This is a genomic window from Methylocystis bryophila, from assembly GCF_027925445.1.
In the GTDB taxonomy this organism is placed as follows: Bacteria; Pseudomonadota; Alphaproteobacteria; order Rhizobiales; family Beijerinckiaceae; genus Methylocystis; species Methylocystis bryophila.
In genome coordinates this window covers 1,278,431-1,297,537 of record NZ_AP027149.1, presented here as the reverse complement: position 1 = coordinate 1,297,537, position 19,107 = coordinate 1,278,431, and the positions used below count along the sequence as shown (strand labels likewise).

The window sequence follows — 19,107 nt, the reverse complement described above, 5'->3', positions numbered from 1 at the left end:
TTCATTTCTCGATGTGAAACTCTTCGGGCTCAGGCGACCTCCTATCGGGCGCCGTGACTGCGATGAGTCCGGCCACCGCGCATGAGGCGGCCACGGCGAAGAATCATCACCGCCAGACCCAGAAGGCCCGCTGCAAGGCCAAGGCTCACGGCAAGCCCCACAGAGCCCGTCGTAAAGTCATCGCTCAAAACGCCAAGACGCACGAGCAGCCAATAGGCGCCGAAGCCGGCGATGACCGCCGAACAGGCGTAGACGAGGCGCTGGCTGCGCTCGCCGTTGCAGAACCGCTTGTCGATGAAGACGAGCAAGGGAATGACGATCATCACGACGCCGATCTGACCGGCCTCGACGCCAAGGTTGAAGCTCGCCAGCGCCGGCACGATGGCGCGCTGCGGCACGCCGAGCTCGACGAGCCCGCTCGCGAAACCGAAGCCGTGGATAAAGCCGAAGACGAAAGTGTCGCGCCAGCGCCCATCGACCTTGCGCGTGAAGAAATTCTCGACGGCGACGTAGATGATGGAGAGCGCGATGGCGATCTCGGTCCAGGCGCTCGGGATATTGACGATCTGGAGAGCCGCCAGCGTCAGCGTGATCGAATGCGAGACCGTGAAGGCCGTCACGATCTTGACGACCGGCCAGGCGCGCGACGCCCAAAGCACGACGGCCAGCAAGAAGCACAGGTGATCGTAGCCGGTCATGATGTGCTCGACGCCGGCTGCGAAAAATTTCGGCGCAAGCTGCCAGGGCGTCAGCAGGGGCTTGGAGACGTCGATCGGCGCGTCGCCGGGAAAGATCATCACTTGTCCCGGCGCCGGCTCGCTCCCCAAACGCTGCGCCTCGGTCAACTTGGATTCGTCGCCCTTCTCGCCGATGCTGACGAGATGCTTCGCGCGAGACCCTTGCGCTTTCAGAAGCTCGGAGGGGCTATAGAGAATCGGGCCGGGAACGCCGCTGCAGTCGAAGCGCAGGACGGCCTTCGAGTCGGCGGGGCTAGTGGGATCCTCGCCGACCGAGACGACCGTGCTCGAACACTTCTGCCCCTCCGTATTCTCCATGGCGACGCGGCTTTGGATGAACTTGCCGAGCAGGCCTTCTAGAAGGCCCGGCTCGGTGAGATCGACGCCTTTGAGCGCCTCCTTGTTCTCGGCGAGCATGCGCTCGATGTCGGTTCCGAGAAAACCCACCTCCACGCGGTAGCGGCCGCTGGCCTCCGGGACGATGCGGCTGCTCGAGATATTCGCCGTATGGGCGCTCGCCGCCGACGCAAAGCCAAACATCGCCAGCGCGACGGCGATCGCAATTTTCCCGACGCTTATCATCCCGCCGCTCCCTTGACCCCACGCCCCAGCGTGGCGTATGCATAAAGTAATAATAGTGCATACCAGCGTTTGAAAGGCAAGGTGCGGCCTCGCGGCTTCATTCGCGCAGAACCCGATTGGTCCCGATCCGAACGAAGCGAGAAGGGAAGGGTATGAATTCGAGCTGGTCGTCTCTCTTCAACGATGAAAATCGCGCGCTGAGAGCCAAGGTCGCCGGCGTCTACGCCGTTCTGCTCGCAGCCAATGTCGCCGCCTGGATTTGGGCGGCGGCTTCTTCGCGCGAGTTCCCGATGATGCTGGGGATGGCGGCGCTCGCCTATAGCCTCGGCCTGCGGCACGCCTTCGACGCGGATCACATCGCCGCGATCGACAACGTCACCCGCAAGCTCATGCAGCAAGGCAAGCGCCCCATCGGCGTCGGTCTCTTCTTCTCGCTCGGTCACTCCACGATCGTCGTCGGACTGACGATCGCCATTGCAATCACGGCGACGGCGCTCCATGGCGAATTCGAGAGCTTCAAGACGATCGGCGGCGTCATCGGTTCTCTCGTCTCCTCGCTGTTCCTCCTCACCATCGCCTTCGCCAATGCGCTCGTGCTGCGCTCCCTCTACGAGACTTTTCGCCTCGTGCGAAAAGGGGGGCGCTTCGTCGAGGAGGACCTCGATCTCGCTTTGTCGAATCAAGGCGGGATGGGCCGGCTCTTTCGCGGCGCCTTCCGCGTGATCGAGCAGAGCTGGCAGATGTATCCGCTCGGTCTTCTCTTCGGCCTCGGATTCGACACCGCCACAGAAGTCGGGCTCCTGGGCATTTCCGCGACACAAGCCTCCCAAGGTCTTTCGGTTTGGCAGATTCTGGTCTTTCCGGCTCTATTCACCGCGGGAATAACGCTCCTGGACACGACGGACAATCTGCTGATGATCGGCGCCTATGGCTGGGCCAGTGTGAAGCCCATCCGGAAGCTGTATTACAATCTCACGATCACCACCGTGTCGGTCTTGGTCGCTCTCATCATAGGCGGCGTCGAAATGCTGAACCTCATCGGCGATCGACTGGGCTTGACCCAAGGGAATGGTTTCTGGGGCCTGATCGGCGCCCTGAACGACAATTTCGACGTTCTCGGCGCCGCCATCGTCGGCGTTTTCGCCCTGTCCTGGGTCATTTCCTATGGAGTTTATAAAGCCAAAGGTTACGATGAGATGGGGGCGGTCGCCGAATAGGGCTTCCGCGAGACGAGACGAATGCGCAGAAAGGGGCCATGACGCAGAACGGTATGACATCTTGGCGCGTATTCGCCTCTGTTTGGAAGGCCGCTTGCTTTTGGACCTCAGCGCTGTGCCTGGGAGCAGCGGCCGGCGACGCCGCGGCGCTCACGCTCATCGCGCCGACGTCCAAATCTCCGATCGCCCTGGCGCATGCGATTGTCGTCCGCAGGTCGCCGACGGAAGGCGGGGTCGCGGCAGGGAACATCGGAAGAGTCGATGTTTGGTACGACGCCGGCATCCGCGACTCGCTCGCCGCATTGGCCGTCGTGAGCGAGGGCGGAGAGCGCGTCGACAAGCGCGACGCGTCGATCGACAGCGCCGATCCCTCTCACGTCTCAGTCAGCGTCAATCCGCTGAACCCCGGCAAATACACGGTGCGCTACCGGGCGCTGTCGGCTGACGGCCATCTCGTGAGCGGCGCCTGGGACTTCGAGGTGAAGCCGTAGGCCTTGTTCGCGTCGTCCCAACCGACGTGGCGCGTTCTCTCCACCCGCAAGCGGGGAAGGGAGCAAGAGGAAGAATCGAGCATGATACAACCGAGCTTACGGCTGAACCTCATTCTGTTCGCCGCCCTCCTCGTCCTCGTCGGCGTTCAAGGCGCGGCCTTCACCTACTCGCTTTGGGGGCCGGCCTTCCAACTCTATTGGACGGAGCATTGGGCGCCGAAGCCCTTGAAGCCGGCGACAAAGGCCGGCGATCGTGTCATCTCCGACTGCCTGGGCGTCAGCGACTTCTACTCGGTCCATCTGACGACCTATTTCCTGGCCGATTCCGACGAAAGCGCTGGGGGCGCGGTGGACGACCTGCGAAAATATGACGAATATTGCGATCACGTTCCCGGAACGGGCCGCGTCATCTTCGCCGTCACCTTCATGGAAAAGGACGTGCGCAGCCAGCCCATCTCGCTCTGGTTCTATCAATTGGACACGGCGGGAGGCAGGAAGGAGATCGGCTCGAGGCCGCCGACCCGCTATCCGAGCGGGATGATGTCCGTCGATGCGACGGTCGCCCATAGAGGAAAATATCTTCTCAAGATCGGCTTTGGCGAAGCCAAGGAGAAGGAAGACATTATCGAGATGCCGATCTTCGCGGGGCAATGAGAAGGACAGGCATTAGAAGGACGGCGGCGCTCGCCCGCGGCGCCGTTGCCGCCATCGCAGAAAGCCGGTGACATAGAGGACGAGCGGCAGTAGCCCGATCAGCAAGGTGAGCGGACGGCCGATTTCGCCGAAAGCCTCGCCGCTATGGAGCGGGAAGAGCCATTCCAGGAAGCGCTCACCGGCCGTGAAGCCGCTGCGATCCTGAACGCCCAGGACCTCGCCGCCATATTGATCCACGCCGACGTTTCTAAAAGTCTTGCTTCGGCTCGGCTCATTCCTTGATTGCTTTCCGACGACATAAACGCCTGTGGGCGTGCTCGGCAGCAACACCCAGTGAAGCCTCCCATCGGGAAAGATCCGATCGGCGGCTGCGACGGCGGCGTCGACGCCGATCGGCGCGCCGTTGGTTATAGGCTTCGATCGTCCAAAATCAGGATCGGCCCGCACCGGCGAAAACAGGGCGGTCACGCCGCGCGTCGCGGGCTTGAAGATCATCGCAACGCCGGTGAGCAGCATCACCAGCAGGATCGCGGCGCCATAGATCCCGAAGCATCTGTGCAGATCATAGACGATCCTCTCGCGGCTCGCGCCCCACTTGACCTTTAAGCCGAGCCGCCAATCGCCATTACGAGGCCACCAGAGGTAAAGACCGACGAGGACAGAGAGGAGAAGCAGAACGCCAACGCTGCCGACGAGATAGGCGTTGTTGGCGCCGAGCAGCAGCGTCGAGTGGAAAGCCAGGAGGATCTGTATGAAGGGCTGCGAGAAGGTCTTGTCGCCATGCAAGAGCAGCCGGCGTCCTTTGACCTGCGCCGTGTAGGGATCGACGAAGGTCTCGTAGAAGTCGCTTTCGAGATCCTCCGCATCCACCATGTAGGTGACGGCCGCGGCGGCTCTCGCGTGACGCGGCGCCGTAAGCCGCTCGAGTTTGGCGTCGGGAGGCGCCGCGGCGACCGCCGCCGCGAGAATCTCATTCAAGGATTTTGGCGAAGCCTGCGCGGGCGGCTCGACGCGCATGATCGAGTCGTTCAGCCATTCGTCGATGTCCTCGCGAAAGGCGAGAACGCCGCCGCTGAGCCCGATGAGAACGAAGAGGGCGCCCGCGAACAGCCCGATGATTTGATGAAGGCGCAGGAAGGATCGGCGCAATCGCCCTCGCCGCCGCTCAAGGGGCAACTCAGACAATGCGCGGGCCTCGAGGCCGCTACCGGCCGCATCACGCGTCATGCTTGCGTCGCCTGCTTTGGGAAGAAGCCATCGCGTTCAAGTCCCGCAGCCATGGCGTCCTGCGTTGACGCGCTTCAACCTCGTGAGATAAATACTATAAAACAGCATACTCGCCAAGCGCAGGTAGGAGACGCTCATGGGTCGCCCTCGGGTTGAGATCTTCGCAGCGATCGCGCTCGCGACGATGCTCGTGCAAGCCCCGCCGGCGCGCAGTCTCGACTCCAACGGGCTGATCCAGAACAACATATCCACGGCGAGCATCGCCGGGAACGGCCAACGCTATATCGTCGATATGCGCATGCTGGCGACCGATGTCGAGCAGATGTTTCTGAAAACGGGGCGCGAACGCGAGGGCGTGGACCTCGCTCAACCCGGCGCGATCGAGCGAGAGATCGGAGCTTTCATCGCGAGCCGGGTGACAATGCGCGACGGCCAAGGAGCGGACTGCGCGCGCAAGATCGAGAAATCCGGCGAGGACCCCGCAAATGACGAAGGCGTTCTCGTCGAGCTGAGCTTCGCCTGCGCGACCGCCGGCGCGAGCTACGACCCGACCCGCCTGTTGGCGGCGCAAAGTCCCCGGGCCTGGCAGGTCGTCACGATCGCGCGCGGCGAGGCGAAGCGTCAGATCATGGTCAATGGCGAAAGCCCGCCCGTCGCTATGCTGGAGGCGCCATAGGACAAGGCGCAGAGCTTGCTGCGCCTCGCCGCCGATCCAGCCGCCTCATGCCGCGCGATAAAACGTCTCGCCCTCGCGGGCCATGTCGCGCAGCAATTGCGGCGGCGCGAAGCGCGGGCCGTATTTGGCCGCGAGCGTGTCGCAGAGCGCGACGAAGGCCTTGAGGCCCATGCCGTCGATGTAGGAGAGCGCGCCGCCCGTAAACGGCGCAAAACCGAAGCCCAAGATCGAGCCGACGTCCGCCTCGCGCGGATCGGTCACGACATGCTCCGCGAAGGTGCGCGCGGCCTCCACCGCCTGGGCGACGAGGAAGCGCCGCTCAAGCTCCTTCACGTCGATCGCGTCGGGATCGAGCGTCTTTTCGGCGAGCCCCGCCAAGCCCGGCCAGAGCGTCTTCTTGCCGCTCGCCGGATAGTCGTAGAAGCCCTTGCCGTTCTTGCGACCGAAGCGGCCGTTCTTCTCGACCAGAAAGCCGAGCACGCGCTCCTGCGCCGGATCGACCGCCGCGGCGCCGAGATCCTTCTTCGTCGCCTGCAAAATCTTCCACCCCAGATCGAGGCCCACCTCGTCGTTGAGCGACAGCGGCCCAACCGGCATGCCGGCCATGCGCGCGGCGTTCTCGATCATCGCCGGCGGCACGCCCTCGACGAGCATGGTCTGCCCCTCGCGCACATAGGCCAGCACGCAGCGATTGGCGAAGAAGCCGCGCGAGTCGTTGACCACGATGGGCGTCTTCTTGATCATGCGGACGAAGTCCAGCGCGGTGGCGAGCGCCTTGTCGCTCGTCTTCTCGCCCAGAATGATCTCGACGAGCAGCATCTTCTCGACCGGCGAAAAGAAATGCACGCCGATGAAATTCTCCGGCTTCAGCGAGGTCTCGGCGAGCGAGGTGATCGGCAGCGTCGAGGTGTTGGAGGCGAAGACGACATCGGGCCCGACGGCGGCTTGCGCGCGTTTCGTGGCCTCCGCCTTAACCGCGCGATCCTCGAACACGGCTTCGAGGATGAGATCGCAGCCCTTCAGCCTCTCATAGTCGGGCGTCGCCTCGACGCGCGCTAGCAGCGCCTCCTTGGCGCTCGCGGTCGCCTTGCCGCGCGAGACCTGGCCGGAGATGAGCTTGTCGATCGTAGCCTTGCCCTTGTCGGCGCTCTCTTGGTCGCGATCGATCAGCACGACCTCGAGACCGTTCAACGCCGAGACATAGCCCACGCCCGCGCCCATGAAGCCCGCGCCGAGAACGCCGATCTTCTTGAGCTGCGTCGGCGGCTCGTCCTTGGGGCGTCTCGCGCCTTTGTCGAGTTCGTTCTTGGAGAGGAAGAGCGAGCGGATCATCGCCGCCGCCTCCTTCGAGCGCAGGATGTGAGCGAACCAGCGCGCCTCGACCGTCAGCCCCTGATCGATGGGCAGTTGCAGGCCTTCGTAGACGCAATGGAGAATGGCCTTCACGGCGGGATAATTGTCGTAGGTCTCGCGCCGATAGATCGCATTGGCTGGCATCCAGATCATCATGCCGCCGGGCGAGAAGATGCGTCCGGACGGCGGCTTGAAGTCCTTCTGATCCCAGGGCGCGATCGCCTTGCCGCCGCCCAAGATCCAATCCTTGGCGCGGCTCACGATCTCGCTCTGGGGCGCGAGCTCCTGCGCGAGCCCAGCGGCCTTCGCGGCCTTGCCCGACAGCTGCTCGCCCTTGAACAGGAATTGCAGCGCATCGCCGGTCGGCATTATCCGCGCCACGCGCTGCGTTCCGCCGGCGCCTGGAAACAGCCCGACCTTGACCTCGGGCAGCCCGACCTTGGTCTTGTCGTCGTCGGCGAGCACGCGATGGTGGCAAGCGAGCGCGAGCTCGAAGGCGCCACCTAAGCAGACGCCGTGAATGGCGATGGCGAAAGGCTTGCCGCAGGTCTCCAGGCGGCGATAAAGCTGCGATAGCTTGCGCGCGCTCTCGAAGAAGAGCCTGTTGGCTTCTTCCGCACCCTTTTCGCCGAGCGCCTTGCCATGCGCCGCGCGACTCTTCTGCAGCATCGAGAGATCGGCGCCGCCCGAAAAGGCGTTCTTGCCAGATGCAATCACGCAGCCCTTGATCGCCGCATCCGCCGCAACCTTTTCAACGACCTGCGCGAGCTCGCTCATCACCTCCTCGGTGATGACGTTCATCGAGCGCCCCGGCATGTCCCAGGTGAGAAGAGCGACGCCATCGGCGCCCACATCGAAGCGGAAGTTTTGGAGGTTCATGGGGTGCTCCAGCTAAATTTTGTCGAAAGACCGAATTGGCGCGCGTCGTTGACCGGATGCTTCTTGCGTTTATGTCTCATCCTTCGAGACGCGCCCTGCGGGCGCTCCTCAGGATGAGGGTTGAGGGGCTTCAAGCCGTTTGCCAGACCCCTCGCCCTGAGGAGCGCCCGCAGGACGCGTCTCGAAGGGCGCAGCAGTAGCGACCCCTCACACCCTCTCTATGATCGTCGCCGTCCCCATGCCCGCGCCAATGCAGAGCGTCACGAGCGCGACGCTTTTGCCGCTGCGCTCCAATTCGTCGAGCGCGGTCCCGAGCAGCATCGCGCCCGTCGCGCCGAGCGGATGACCGAGCGCGATCGCCCCGCCATTGACGTTAACCTTCTCGGGGTCGAGATCGAAGGCCTGCAGATAACGCAACACCACGGCGGCGAAGGCCTCGTTGACCTCGAAGAGCTCGATGTCCGCGAGCCTCATCTTGGCGCGGGCGAGCAGCTTGCGCGTCACGTCCATCGGTCCCGTCAGCATCATCGCAGGTTCCGAGCCGATATTGGCGAAGGCGCGAATCTTCGCGCGCGGCTTGACGCCCAAGCGCTGACCGGCCTCCCTGGAGCCGACCAGCACGGCCGCTGCGCCGTCGACGATGCCCGACGAATTGCCGGCGTGATGCACATGGTTCACCGCCTCGATCTCGGGATGGGCCTGGATCGCCACCGCATCGAAGCCGCCCATCTCGGCGAGCATCACGAAGGAAGGTTTCAGCGAAGCGAGCCCCTGCATGTCGGTCTCGGGACGCATGTGCTCGTCACGATCGAGGATCGTGAGGCCGTTCACATCCTTGACCGGCGCGATCGAGCGCGCGAAGCGCTTCTCCTCCCAAGCGCGCGCCGCGCGCTTCTGCGACTGCACTGCATAAGCGTCCACGTCGTCGCGCGAGAAACCATATTTGGTCGCGATGAGATCGGCCGAGACGCCCTGCGGCATGAAGTAGGAAGGAATGGCGATCGCTGGATCCACCGGCCAGGCGCCGCCCGAGGCGCCGATGCCGACGCGGCTCATGCTCTCGACGCCGCCGCCGATCGTCAGCTCGTGCTGACCCGACATGATCTCCGCCGCCGCGAAATTCACGGCGTCGAGCCCGGATGCGCAAAAGCGGTTGATCTGCACGCCGGGAACCTTGTCGCCAAAGCCCGCGGCGAGCGCGCCGGCGCGCGCTATGTCTCCCCCAGCCTCGCCGACCGGATCGACGCAGCCAAACACGACATCGTCGACCTCGGAGCCGGCGAGACCGTTGCGCGACTTGATCGCCGCCAGCGCCGTCACCGCGATCCCCAAGGTCGAGACCTCATGCAGCGACCCGTCGACCTTGCCGCGCCCACGCGGCGTGCGCACGGCGTCATAGATGTAAGCGTCCGTCATCGCGTCTCCTTGGCAGTAGGCAATCGGAAGTAGGGATTAGGCGGTAGGAAGTCGAGGGTGCGCCGTTCTACTGCCTACTGCCAACTTGCCCTTCACGCCTAAAACATCTCCGCTTCGAGCGACATCATCGTGTCGGCGCCCGTCGAAAGCCGGGCGAGCCGAAACCCCGTCTCCGGCAGCATCCGCTCCATGAAGAATTTCGCGGCAATGAGCTTGGCCTCCATCGCCCTCGCCGTTTGCGGCTCACGCGCTTTCTTCTCGAGCGCCGCCTTGGCGATTCGCGCCGAGGCGTGACCGAGCGCGACCAGCGCGAAAAGATGCAGATAGTCCATCGAGGCCGCGCCGGCGTTGTCGGGCTTGGTCAGGGCGTTCTGCATCAGCCACAGCGTCGCTTTCTGCAAATCGCCGACGGCCGTCTGCAGCGGCTTGACGAAGGGCGCAAGCTCCGGCGCCTCGTTCGACCCGATGAAGCTCTGCAATTCTTTCAGATAGGCGGAAATGGCGCGCCCGCCGTCCTTGGGGAGCTTGCGTCCGACAAGATCAAGCGCCTGAATGCCGTTTGCGCCTTCATAAATCATCGTGATGCGAGCGTCGCGGACGAATTGCTCCACGCCGGTCTCGACGATGTAGCCCATGCCGCCGAACACCTGCTGCGCCTTGACGGCGTTCTCGAATCCGCGCTCCGTAAAGAAGCACTTCAGCACAGGCGTGAGCAGACCGAGCCGATCTTCCGCCGCCTGCCGCGCTGCGGGGTCGTGCGAGCGATGCGCCACATCGCTGTCGAGCGCGACGCTAAGCGACAGCGCGCGCGCCGCCTGGTTGAAGCATTTGATCTCGAGCAGCATCCGGCGCACGTCGGGATGCACGATGATGGGATCGGCCTTTCCTGCCGGGTTTTTCGGTCCCGAAAGCGAACGCCCCTGCAGACGCTCGCGCGCGTAGTCGGCCGCATTTTGATAGGCGATCTCCGAAAGGCCCAGGCCCTGATTCGCGACGCCGAGACGCGCCTCGTTCATCATCACGAACATCGCATTAAGCCCCCGGTTGGGCTCGCCGACGAGCTCCGCGCGCGCGCCCTCGTAGTTCATCACGCAGGTGGCGTTGCCGTGAATGCCCATCTTATGCTCGATCGAGCCGCAGGAAAGCTTGTTGCGGGGCCCAAGCGAGCCATCTGGATTGATCAAGAATTTGGGCGCGAGAAACAGGGAGATTCCCTTCACGCCCGCGGGCGCGCCCTCGATACGGGCGAGCGCCAGATGCACGATATTCTCGGAAAGATCGTGCTCGCCCGCCGATATGTAGATTTTTTGGCCCGTCAGCGAAAAGCTTCCGTCCGGATTGGGCGTAGCTTTCGTCGTGAGCAGGCCGAGATCCGTGCCGCATTGCGGCTCGGTCAGGTTCATCGTGCCGCTCCAAGCGCCGGTCACCATTTTGGGCAGGCTGAGCTGCTTCTGCGCGTCGCTCCCATGCCGCAGCAGCGCCGCCATCGCCCCCTGGCTCAGCCCGAAATACATGGCGAAAGCCATATTGGCCGAGGACGCGAATTCATTGGTGAGCGCAGTCAGCACATAGGGAAGACCCTGGCCGCCGAATTCGGTCGGAACGGAGAGTCCGATCCAACCGCCGTCCGCGACAGCGCGATAGGCGTCGATGAAACCTTTGGGCGTGGCGACGGAGCCGTCCTCCGCGCGCCGGCAGCCGGCAAGATCGCCCAATGCGTTGAGGGGATGCAGGACCTTTTCGCTAAGACGCCCGGCCTCCTCGAGGATTTGCGCGAGCACGTCGCCGCTGACCTCGGCGAAGCCTGGAAGCTGGCCGTAACTGCTGAAGCCTAATACGTCCTCGAGAAGAAATACCGCCTCTTCGACAGGGGCCTTGTATGTCGACATCGCGCTCTCCGCTCATCCCTCGGGTGGAGACGCGGGACGATGTCCCGCTACGCACTCCCAGTCGCACAATGAACGCAACACGTTACCTAGAGACGACGCAGGGTTCGCGCAATAGCTGGGCCGTCTCCTCGGGGTGGAGGCCGCGCGCGCTTCCGGTCGGGCGGCGATTCTGCCGGGAGGAGTCGCGCGGCCTTTGGATCAGCGCTTTGTCCCCTGGTTAACGGCGTTTTTACCATGTTCGTCGGAAAATCGCCGCCAACGGCCCCTCTCCGGCCGTGCGTTCCGGGCGATTCGCTCGCGCCCATGTCAGTCCCCCCAGACGACTGCCTCTCGCCGGCTCGCCGGGATTCGCTGGAAGCTCCGATGAATAAGCCGAATTACAAACAACTCAGAGCAGAAATCCAGAGCTTGTCGAGCGCCGCCCGCACCCGGGTTGTGAGGGCGAAGGATCGCCGCGGCGACGCGTCACGCGACTTCGATGATGAAAAAACGGAAGACGATTTCCTCCTCGAAAACGACGCGAAAGGGCTCCCGGTCTCGGACGAGGGCGACGATTCCTCTGAAGACTCCCCGCATCGCACGCGACGCTTCGCCACGAACGAGCGGCACAATACGCGAGCCCTCCAGAAGATCGCGCAGCTCGTCGACGAGAGACGAAATAGCGTCCGCCTGGATCAAGCGCTCGACGCGCTGAGCCGCAGCATCAACGCCAGCGAGCGACGAACCGCGAGGGCGCTCGAGACGATTGTCGCCGAGCTGATCGAGGATGATCTGGCCCCGTCGGCGGGCGAACAGCGGCCAAATCGCGCGCAGTCCGCGGCGCCATCCACCGCGCCGGACCAGCAACTTGCTCCACAATTCGATGCGGGCGGCGACGATTCCGAGCGCTCGCCAAAAGATCTCGCCGGCTCTCCCGAGAAAGAGGCCCCGCGCTCTGACACGCCGGAAACGCCTCGCGCCCAGTCCGAGTCCGCCATCGTGGCGCTTCCGCTCGCCGACGCCATACTCGAGGTCACGCGTAGGCGGCGCGCCCTGGATGCGGACGCCCATGCCGACGATAGAGGCTCGGATGAGCCGCGCGTTCGGGCCGCCGGCGAGAGCGGCGCGCAGCCTCTCGAAGAGATCGAGCGAAAGATCGCAGTCCTGGCGAAAAGAGTCGAAGCGATGCTCGGCGGCCAGGAAGCTCAACCTGACCGTTCGAGTGAGCGGCTAGATCACGCTGCGTTCAGGCGGAATCTCCTGAACGCGGAAAACGTGACTTTTTCGCATCGCGCTCTGGATGAGATTGTCGGGCTGCGACGCCAGCTCGATGACGCGATCGGCAAATCCTATCCGGCGCTCTCGGCCCGCTCCAACGAAATGCGCGCCGAAATGGAGGCGCTCACGCGCCAGCTTGACTCTCTTCGCGGCGATCTCGACAACAGCGCCGAGCGCGAACGCCACATCATGCTTCAAGTCGACGGGCTGCGCGAGGAGATCCGCGGCCTGTCGCGGGGCGTCGGGGAGCTTGCCTCACGCGCGTCGGTCGAAGCGATTGATCGCGCCCTCAGCGACCTCGCAGAGCGCGTCGGCGCCCAGCGCGCGAAGGGCGTCGAGGACCAGGCGCTCGCGCCGGCCGAAAGAATCGCGGGCGAGCTGCGCGCGGTGATCGAGAACCTCGATCCGCGCCCCCATATGCGTGAGCTCGACGCCGACGTGCGCGCGATGGCCGACCGCCTGGATCGACTCGAGACCGCCGGCGACGCGGACGCGGCTGCTCTGCAGGAACTTGCTCGCTGCGCCGCCGAAATCAAATCGGCGCTCTCCGCGCTGGCCGCGCGTCCGCTTCCACAAGAACAGATCGAAACGCGCGTGCGCGATCTGACGATCCGCGTGGACAAGCTGACTCCGGCGCCGTCCTTCGCAGGCGAAGGCTCGTCCGAGCTGGTCGACGCGGCGAAGGCTATTCGAGCAATCTTGTCCGCCGAAACGGGTCTTGGCGCCTTCAATCAAAGGCTCGACCGGCTTTCCGACAGGCTGGAGGAGGCGCTCGCCCGGTTTGACGGCGACCGGCTCGACGAGCTCGGCGCGCGTATCGACGAGATGCACCAGTCGCTGGCGCAACGCATCGATCAAGGGATCGCGCAGACGCCCCCCCATGTGGCCGCGCTCGAAGGACTGCTCGGCGATCTCGCCAAAAAGGTCGATCAGGCCCTCTCCGCAAGCGCGGCCCCGGTCGCCGTCGCCTCGTTGGAAGGCAAGGTGGATCGCCTTGACGAGAAGCTCGATCGCCTGAGCGAAGGAGCTTTCGCTAAAAAGCTCGAAGAGCTGTTGGCGAAGGTAAAGCCGCGCGAGGAAAATCGTTTTGGTGAAATCGCCACGCGGCTCGACGTCATGCAGCGCGCGCTCGCGAAGCAGATCGACGAGAGCACGCGACGCCACAAGGACGATACGCACAAGGCGCAGCTTTCCGCGCTCCTAGAGCAACTCGCCAATCGAAGCGCGGAGGCCTTCGGTCCGGGCGCGGACTCGGCGGCGATCAACGGTCTGAGCGAGCAGGTGCGGCAGCTTTCGACGCGGCTCGACCGCTCGCTCATCGACAGCGCGGCGCTCGCCGCCATCGAAAGCAAGATCACCGAGCTGTGCGAAAAAATTGAGATTTCTCGCGCCAACGCTGCGGCGGAGACGGAGGGCTCGATAAGCGGCGAGGCGCCTTGTGCGCGCCAAGAGCTCGAGAGCGACGAGCGTCGCGAAGCGCCGGAGCGCGGGCGCGAAGCGGAGACGGTCGCGCAGGATGCGCCCGAACGCGTCGCGGCCCTCCCCTCGGGTCATGAAGATAGGCGCTCGGAGTCGCCGGATGGCGAGTCGCAAGGACAGAGCTTTTGGAGCGCGACGTCGGAAGGCGCCCAGGAGGAATGCGGCGAGGAGGAATGCGGCGAGAGCGCGCTCGCTGAAGCGCCGGAGGAGCCGCGCTTGCCGGTCGTTTACGCGACGCCACGGTGGGGACAAGGGCTCCAGGTCGTAACCGATTCGGATTCCGGCGGGATTGGCGCGCCGAGCTCGGCCCGCCCCAGCGGCGTCGATCTCGAATTGAGACAGCAGACGGAGTTCATCGCCGCTGCTCGCCGAGCGGCGGAGCGCGCCAGCGCGGGCGGGATCCCGCCACGGGACCGCAAAATCACAATCAGGGAGCTCGCCGCGAACTGTAATTCCGATACCGGTCCTCAGCCGCCCGTCCCTGTGTCAAATCGCAAGAAGCTCCTTATTGCGGGCTTGACGGGTGTCGCGCTCATCGCCGCGGCGGCGCCGATCGGCCGTGCAGTCCTTGATCAGACACAGAACGTCTCCGCTCTCGATGCCAAGGCGATCGGAGCCGACGTCGGCGCCGCCCAAAAGTTTGCGCTGAATGCTTCGCCGCCTCCCGCCAAACAGTTCAGCCTACCGGAACTGAACAGGACGGACACGAAATCTGCGAGCAACGGAACAGCAGTCGAAAACGCGAAAGAAGCCACAGGCGACGGGCCGGCCGCTAAGGCCGAGCGCAAAAGCGCCGCGGCCGAGCGATTGGACACGACTCCGGTCGGCGCGATCGAAAAGGCGCCGGCAAGCTTGCCGCTGGATCCGGCGTTGCTGCAAGCGCAGGCGCTGCGCGGCGACGCCAAAGCGCAGTTCGAGCTCGGCCTCCGCTATGCCGAGGGCCGCGGCGGCTTGGCGCGAGATCCGCAGCTCGCTGCGCAGTGGTTCGCCAAATCGGCTGATCAGGGCCTCGCGCTCGCGCAATATCGGCTCGGCTCGCTTTACGAGAAGGGCGTGTCGGTCGAGAGAGACCTCGGGCGCGCCCGCAGCCTTTATGAAAAGGCCGCCAACGCCGGAAACGCCCGCGCCATGCACAATCTCGGCGTGCTCTTTGTAGAAAATGGCGACGGTTGGCCCGATTACGTCTCCGCCGCCGGTTGGTTCCGCAAGGCCGCAGAACTCGGCGTGCGCGACAGCCAGTTCAACCTCGCGGTCCTTTATGCGCGCGGCACGGGCGTCGAGGAGAATTTGGTGCAAGCCTACATGTGGTTCTCCGTCGCGGCCTCTCAAGGAGACGCCGAGGCTGCCAAGAAGCGGGACGAGGTGGCCACGCGACTCGACGCGCGCGACCTCGCCGCCGGCAAGTCGATGGCCGAGGCGTTCAAGCCCAAGGAACGCGCGCGAGACGCCAACGAGACAGAGCCGCCACGGAGCACGGCGCCATCGCTCAACCCGTCAGACAAGCAGTCCGACGCGCCGGCGGCGCGCGCAACGTCCAACCGGCGCAAATTATCGGGCATGTAATCCGCCCGCAGCCTGCGCCTTCAGGCGCGCAAGCGATAGCCTGTCTTGAACATCCAAGCGATCAGGCCGATGCAAGCCGTCGTGAAGACCGCCGTCATGCCCAGGCTGACGGCGACCGCGACGTCCGCCTTTCCGTAAAAGGCCCAGCGAAAACCGCTGACCAAATAAACGATCGGATTGAATAAGGCGACGTTGCGCCACAGCGGCGGGAGCATGTCGATCGAATAGAAGGTTCCTCCGAGGAAAGTCAGCGGCGAGATAATCATCAACGGCACGATCTGCAGCTTTTCGAAGCCATCGGCCCAAAGGCCGATGATGAATCCGAGAAGGCTGAAAGCGATCGAAACCAGCAAGAGAAACGCGCCCGCCCAAAGCGGATGGACGATCTCGAACGGCACGAAGACCCGCGCGGTCGCGAGGATCAGCAATCCGAGAACAATCGATTTGGTCGCGGCCGCGCCGACAAAGCCAAGCAAGAACTCGAGGACCGACACCGGCGCGGAGAGCAGCTCGTAGATGGTTCCCGTAAAGCGAGGAATGTAAATTCCGAAAGATGCGTTCGACACGCTCTCGGAGAGAACCGCCAGCATGATCAGGCCGGGCACGATGAACGCCCCATAGGAGACGCCGTGGATCATGGAGATGCGGCCGCCGATCGCCGAGCCGAATACGACGAAATAGAGCGTCGTCGAGAGAACCGGAGCGGCTATGCTCTGAAACAGCGTGCGACGCGTGCGGGCGAGCTCGTGGAGATAGATCGCGCGGATGGCGTGGAGATTCATGTGCGTCTTCCCACAAGACTGACGAAAATCTCCTCCAAGGAGGAGCGACTCATGTCGACGCTCTTGAAATCGACGCCGCTGGCCGCAAGCCGCCGAATGAAGTCCGCCACGCCGCCGCTCCCGTGCTCTTCCTCTCCGGCAAAGGCGACGGTGAGCGTCAGTCCGTCCGGCGAAAGGCTCGCCGCATGTCCGAGGAAATCCGGGGGAACGGCCAGAAGCGGTTGCTTAAGGCCGATCGTGACGGTCGTTCGCCCCAAATTTCGCATCAATGCGCGTTTTTCCTCCACCAATATGATCTCGCCGCGATCGATCACGCCGACGCGATCCGCCATCTCCTCCGCTTCCTCGAGATAATGCGTGGTGAGGATGATGGTGACCCCCTGCTCGCGCAGGCGCCGGACCATTGCCCACATGTCGCGCCGCAGGTCGACGTCGACGCCCGCGGTGGGTTCGTCGAGAAACAGAATCTTGGGCTCGTGCGCCAGCGCCTTGGCGATCAGGACGCGACGCTTCATTCCTCCCGAGAGCGTGACGATCTTGCTGTCCCGCTTCTCCCAAAGCGAGAGATCATGAAGAATTTTTTCGATATAGGCTGGGTTCGGCGCAAAGCCGAAGAGCCCGCGACTGAAGGCCACGGTGTCCAGCACCCGCGAGAACATATCGGTCGATAATTCCTGCGGCACGAGGCCGATCTTGGCGCGCGCAGCGCGATAGTCCCTGACCGTGTCGCTGCCGTCGACGGTGACGACGCCCGAGCTCGGACGCACGAGCCCTGCGATAGCGCCGATCAGAGTCGTCTTGCCCGCGCCGTTTGGCCCGAGCAAGGCGAAAATCTCCCCGGCGCGGATTTCCAGGTTGATCGACTTCAGCGCATGAAAGCCGCCAGCGTAGACCTTGCTCAGATTGGACACGACGACGATCGGGCCTTGCGGAGCCTTTTCGCGATCGACGTCAGTCGCCTTCGCCACCGCGGACCCTCCCTCGCTCGCGCGCATCGTCATCGCAAAGAATCACGAAGAGCGTCGAGTTCGTCAAGCGAGCGGCGTCAGCGATATCGCTCCGAGGAAATCGCGCTTGCCGATCTCCACGCCGTTGTGGCGCAGAATCGCATAGGCGGCCGCGAGGTGGAAATAGAAGTTTGGCAGCATGAATTGAGCGAGATAGTCGTCGCCCTTCATGCTAGCCTTGGCGTCCGGACCGATAGGAAACACGATCTCCCGCGCCTCCGACGCGTCGATTTTCGCGGCGCTGATCGTTTCGAGATAGCGAAGCGTGGCGTCGACACGATCCTTCAGCTGCGCGACGGTCGTCTCGTCGTCTGCATAGCGCGGCGGCTCGACGCCAGCGAGGCGGGAGACCCCATTCTTCGTAATATCCGCGGTCGTTTGCACTTGCCGGACGAAAGCGAACATGTCAGGCGCAAGACGCGCCTGGAGTATGACCGCGTCGTCAATTTTTCTCGCCGCGCAAAAGGCCGCAGCCTTGTCGAGGAGCGATGATAGAGCGGTGAGACCGAGCTTGAAAGCCGGCAGAGAAGCCCGAGACATCGAGTATGACATAGGGTCGTCCTGGGATTGAACGGGAAGCTTGGGCGGGCGCGCGACGGCGCGGTCAGACGGCGACCAGGCCGCCATCGACGTAAAGATCCGCGCCGGCGACATAGCTTGCGTCATCCGACGCCAGGAACAGCGCCGCTTTGGCGATTTCCTCCGGCTTGCCGAAGCGGCCGAGCGGGACCTTCGCGGAAATCTGCGCGTCGAATTCCTGCAGCTGTTCGGCGGAAAGCCCAACCTTGCCGAAAATTGGGGTCTCGATCGGCCCCGGGCTGATCACGTTGACGCGAATGTTGCGATCCTTCAACTCCGACGTCCAGGTTCTGGCGAAAGAGCGCACGGCGGCCTTCGTGGCCGAATAGACGCCGAAGGCCGGGATGCCGGTCGTGTTTGCGACAGAGGAATTGAGAATGATCGAGCCGCCGTCCGCGAAGAGCGGCAGGGCCTTTTGCACGGTGAAGAGCAAGCCCTTGACATTGATGTCGAAGACCTTGTCGAAGTGTTCCTCGGAGACGCCGACGAGCGGCGCGAGCTCGCAGACGCCGGCGTTGGCGAAGAGAATGTCGATCCGACCGAATTTCGATTTGACCTCGGCGTAGAGCGCGTCGAGATCGGCGAGCTTCGACACGTCTCCCTGCACGCCGACCGCGCCGTGGCCGATCTCGGCGACGGCCGTGTCCAGCTCGGCCTTGCGGCGGCCGGTGACGACCAAATGCGCGCCCTCGGCGGCGAAAAGCTGCGCCGTCGAAAGTCCGATTCCGCTGTTGCCGCCCGTGACGACAGCGACTTTCCCCGAAAGCTTGCCCATATCGATCTCCGTGGTGACTTGCGGCCCGGCGCCGGCTTAGTTCTATTGTTCAATAATACGGAACTAATGAGCCGATTGTCAATTCATGTGATAAGAGAAATAAGAGAAACATGAGACCGCTGCCGCACCCCAAGCTGGACGAGATCACCGTGGAGGGCATTCTCCATGCCCTTTCGGACCCGATTCGCATGGAAATCTTCGGCCGTCTCGCCGCTTCCGAATGCGCCAAGAACTGCTCGGCCTTCGCGCATCTCAATGCGGACATCCTTCCGAAATCCACGCTCTCCCAGCATTTTCGTATTTTGCGTGAGGCCGGGCTCATCCGCAGCGAGCGCAAGGGCGTGGAACTCATCAATTCGACGCGCTGCGGCGAGCTCAAAGAACGATTCGGCCCCATGCTGGAGGCGATCCGCAACGCCTACGCCCGCCAGCGTGAGGTCAAGGGATTTTTGTCACAAAGCGGCTGAACCGCTCTCCCCAACGCGCGCTTCGGGGAAAATCGCTGCGCCGATCCTGCGCGACGACGAAAGCTTTTTGCGCTATG

Annotated in this window: 16 protein-coding genes; 6 read left to right on the top strand and 10 right to left on the bottom strand. The window is 63.8% G+C overall.

Annotated elements, in window-relative coordinates:
- Window positions 1-41: 41 nt before the first annotated feature.
- On the bottom strand, window positions 42-1,319 hold the full coding sequence (locus tag QMG80_RS06080; protein WP_085772008.1) for a HupE/UreJ family protein: 1,278 nt from the start codon (window positions 1,317-1,319) through the stop codon (window positions 42-44).
- Between the two features lie 152 nt (window positions 1,320-1,471).
- Between QMG80_RS06080 and QMG80_RS06075 the strand changes: the two genes are divergently transcribed.
- The 3 genes from QMG80_RS06075 (at window position 1,472) to QMG80_RS06065 (ending at window position 3,681) form a co-directional block, all read left to right on the top strand.
- Entirely contained in the window at window positions 1,472-2,536 is a 1,065-nt protein-coding gene (locus QMG80_RS06075) for a HoxN/HupN/NixA family nickel/cobalt transporter (RefSeq protein ID WP_085772007.1), read from the top strand.
- A 38-nt stretch (window positions 2,537-2,574) separates the two neighbouring features.
- Window positions 2,575-3,027: a copper resistance CopC family protein gene (locus QMG80_RS06070; protein WP_245299909.1), complete on the top strand. Its 453-nt coding sequence runs from the start codon at window positions 2,575-2,577 to the stop codon at window positions 3,025-3,027.
- Between the two features lie 81 nt (window positions 3,028-3,108).
- Complete coding sequence (locus tag QMG80_RS06065; protein ID WP_102938096.1) at window positions 3,109-3,681, top strand: hypothetical protein; 573 nt, start codon at window positions 3,109-3,111, stop codon at window positions 3,679-3,681.
- A gap of 12 nt (window positions 3,682-3,693) precedes the next feature.
- Here QMG80_RS06065 and QMG80_RS06060 read toward each other — a convergent pair whose 3' ends face one another.
- Entirely contained in the window at window positions 3,694-4,830 is a 1,137-nt protein-coding gene (locus QMG80_RS06060; RefSeq protein ID WP_245299908.1) for a PepSY-associated TM helix domain-containing protein, read from the bottom strand.
- Window positions 4,831-5,044: 214 nt separating this feature from the next.
- On the opposite strand from QMG80_RS06060, the gene QMG80_RS06055 reads away from it, so the two are divergent.
- Complete coding sequence (locus tag QMG80_RS06055; protein ID WP_085772005.1) at window positions 5,045-5,584, top strand: hypothetical protein; 540 nt, start codon at window positions 5,045-5,047, stop codon at window positions 5,582-5,584.
- 45 nt (window positions 5,585-5,629) lie between these two features.
- Here QMG80_RS06055 and QMG80_RS06050 read toward each other — a convergent pair whose 3' ends face one another.
- The 4 genes from QMG80_RS06050 to QMG80_RS06035 form a co-directional block, all read right to left on the bottom strand.
- Window positions 5,630-7,816 (bottom strand): 3-hydroxyacyl-CoA dehydrogenase NAD-binding domain-containing protein, encoded by a 2,187-nt coding sequence (locus QMG80_RS06050; protein ID WP_085772004.1) that lies wholly within the window; start codon window positions 7,814-7,816, stop codon window positions 5,630-5,632.
- 207 nt (window positions 7,817-8,023) lie between these two features.
- Window positions 8,024-9,232, bottom strand: coding sequence for an acetyl-CoA C-acetyltransferase (locus QMG80_RS06045; RefSeq protein WP_085772003.1), 1,209 nt, complete (start codon window positions 9,230-9,232; stop codon window positions 8,024-8,026).
- A 98-nt stretch (window positions 9,233-9,330) separates the two neighbouring features.
- Window positions 9,331-11,121, bottom strand: a complete 1,791-nt coding sequence (locus QMG80_RS06040) for an acyl-CoA dehydrogenase C-terminal domain-containing protein (protein ID WP_085772002.1) — start codon at window positions 11,119-11,121, stop codon at window positions 9,331-9,333.
- 465 nt (window positions 11,122-11,586) lie between these two features.
- The gene (locus QMG80_RS06035) at window positions 11,587-12,309 is read right to left on the bottom strand and encodes a hypothetical protein (protein ID WP_158658755.1); all 723 of its coding nucleotides are present in this window, start codon (window positions 12,307-12,309) and stop codon (window positions 11,587-11,589) included.
- Window positions 12,310-12,375: 66 nt separating this feature from the next.
- Between QMG80_RS06035 and QMG80_RS06030 the strand changes: the two genes are divergently transcribed.
- Window positions 12,376-15,420 carry an SEL1-like repeat protein gene (locus tag QMG80_RS06030; protein WP_281926208.1) on the top strand — a complete coding sequence of 1,015 codons (3,045 nt, stop codon included), beginning with the start codon at window positions 12,376-12,378 and terminating at the stop codon, window positions 15,418-15,420.
- Between the two features lie 20 nt (window positions 15,421-15,440).
- On the opposite strand, the gene QMG80_RS06025 is transcribed toward QMG80_RS06030, so the two are convergent.
- The 4 genes from QMG80_RS06025 to QMG80_RS06010 form a co-directional block, all read right to left on the bottom strand.
- Window positions 15,441-16,202 (bottom strand): ABC transporter permease, encoded by a 762-nt coding sequence (locus tag QMG80_RS06025; protein WP_085772000.1) that lies wholly within the window; start codon window positions 16,200-16,202, stop codon window positions 15,441-15,443.
- A complete protein-coding gene (locus tag QMG80_RS06020; RefSeq protein WP_245299907.1) occupies window positions 16,199-17,170 on the bottom strand; it encodes an ABC transporter ATP-binding protein in 972 nt (323 codons plus the stop codon). Before QMG80_RS06020 ends, QMG80_RS06025 begins: the two co-directional genes overlap by 4 nt.
- A 63-nt stretch (window positions 17,171-17,233) precedes the next feature.
- Complete coding sequence (locus tag QMG80_RS06015) at window positions 17,234-17,761, bottom strand: DUF1993 domain-containing protein (protein ID WP_085773704.1); 528 nt, start codon at window positions 17,759-17,761, stop codon at window positions 17,234-17,236.
- A 52-nt stretch (window positions 17,762-17,813) separates the two neighbouring features.
- Entirely contained in the window at window positions 17,814-18,563 is a 750-nt protein-coding gene (locus tag QMG80_RS06010; RefSeq protein WP_085771999.1) for a glucose 1-dehydrogenase, read from the bottom strand.
- Between the two features lie 110 nt (window positions 18,564-18,673).
- Between QMG80_RS06010 and QMG80_RS06005 the strand changes: the two genes are divergently transcribed.
- Window positions 18,674-19,030 (top strand): ArsR/SmtB family transcription factor, encoded by a 357-nt coding sequence (locus QMG80_RS06005; protein ID WP_085771998.1) that lies wholly within the window; start codon window positions 18,674-18,676, stop codon window positions 19,028-19,030.
- Window positions 19,031-19,107 lie beyond the last annotated feature (77 nt).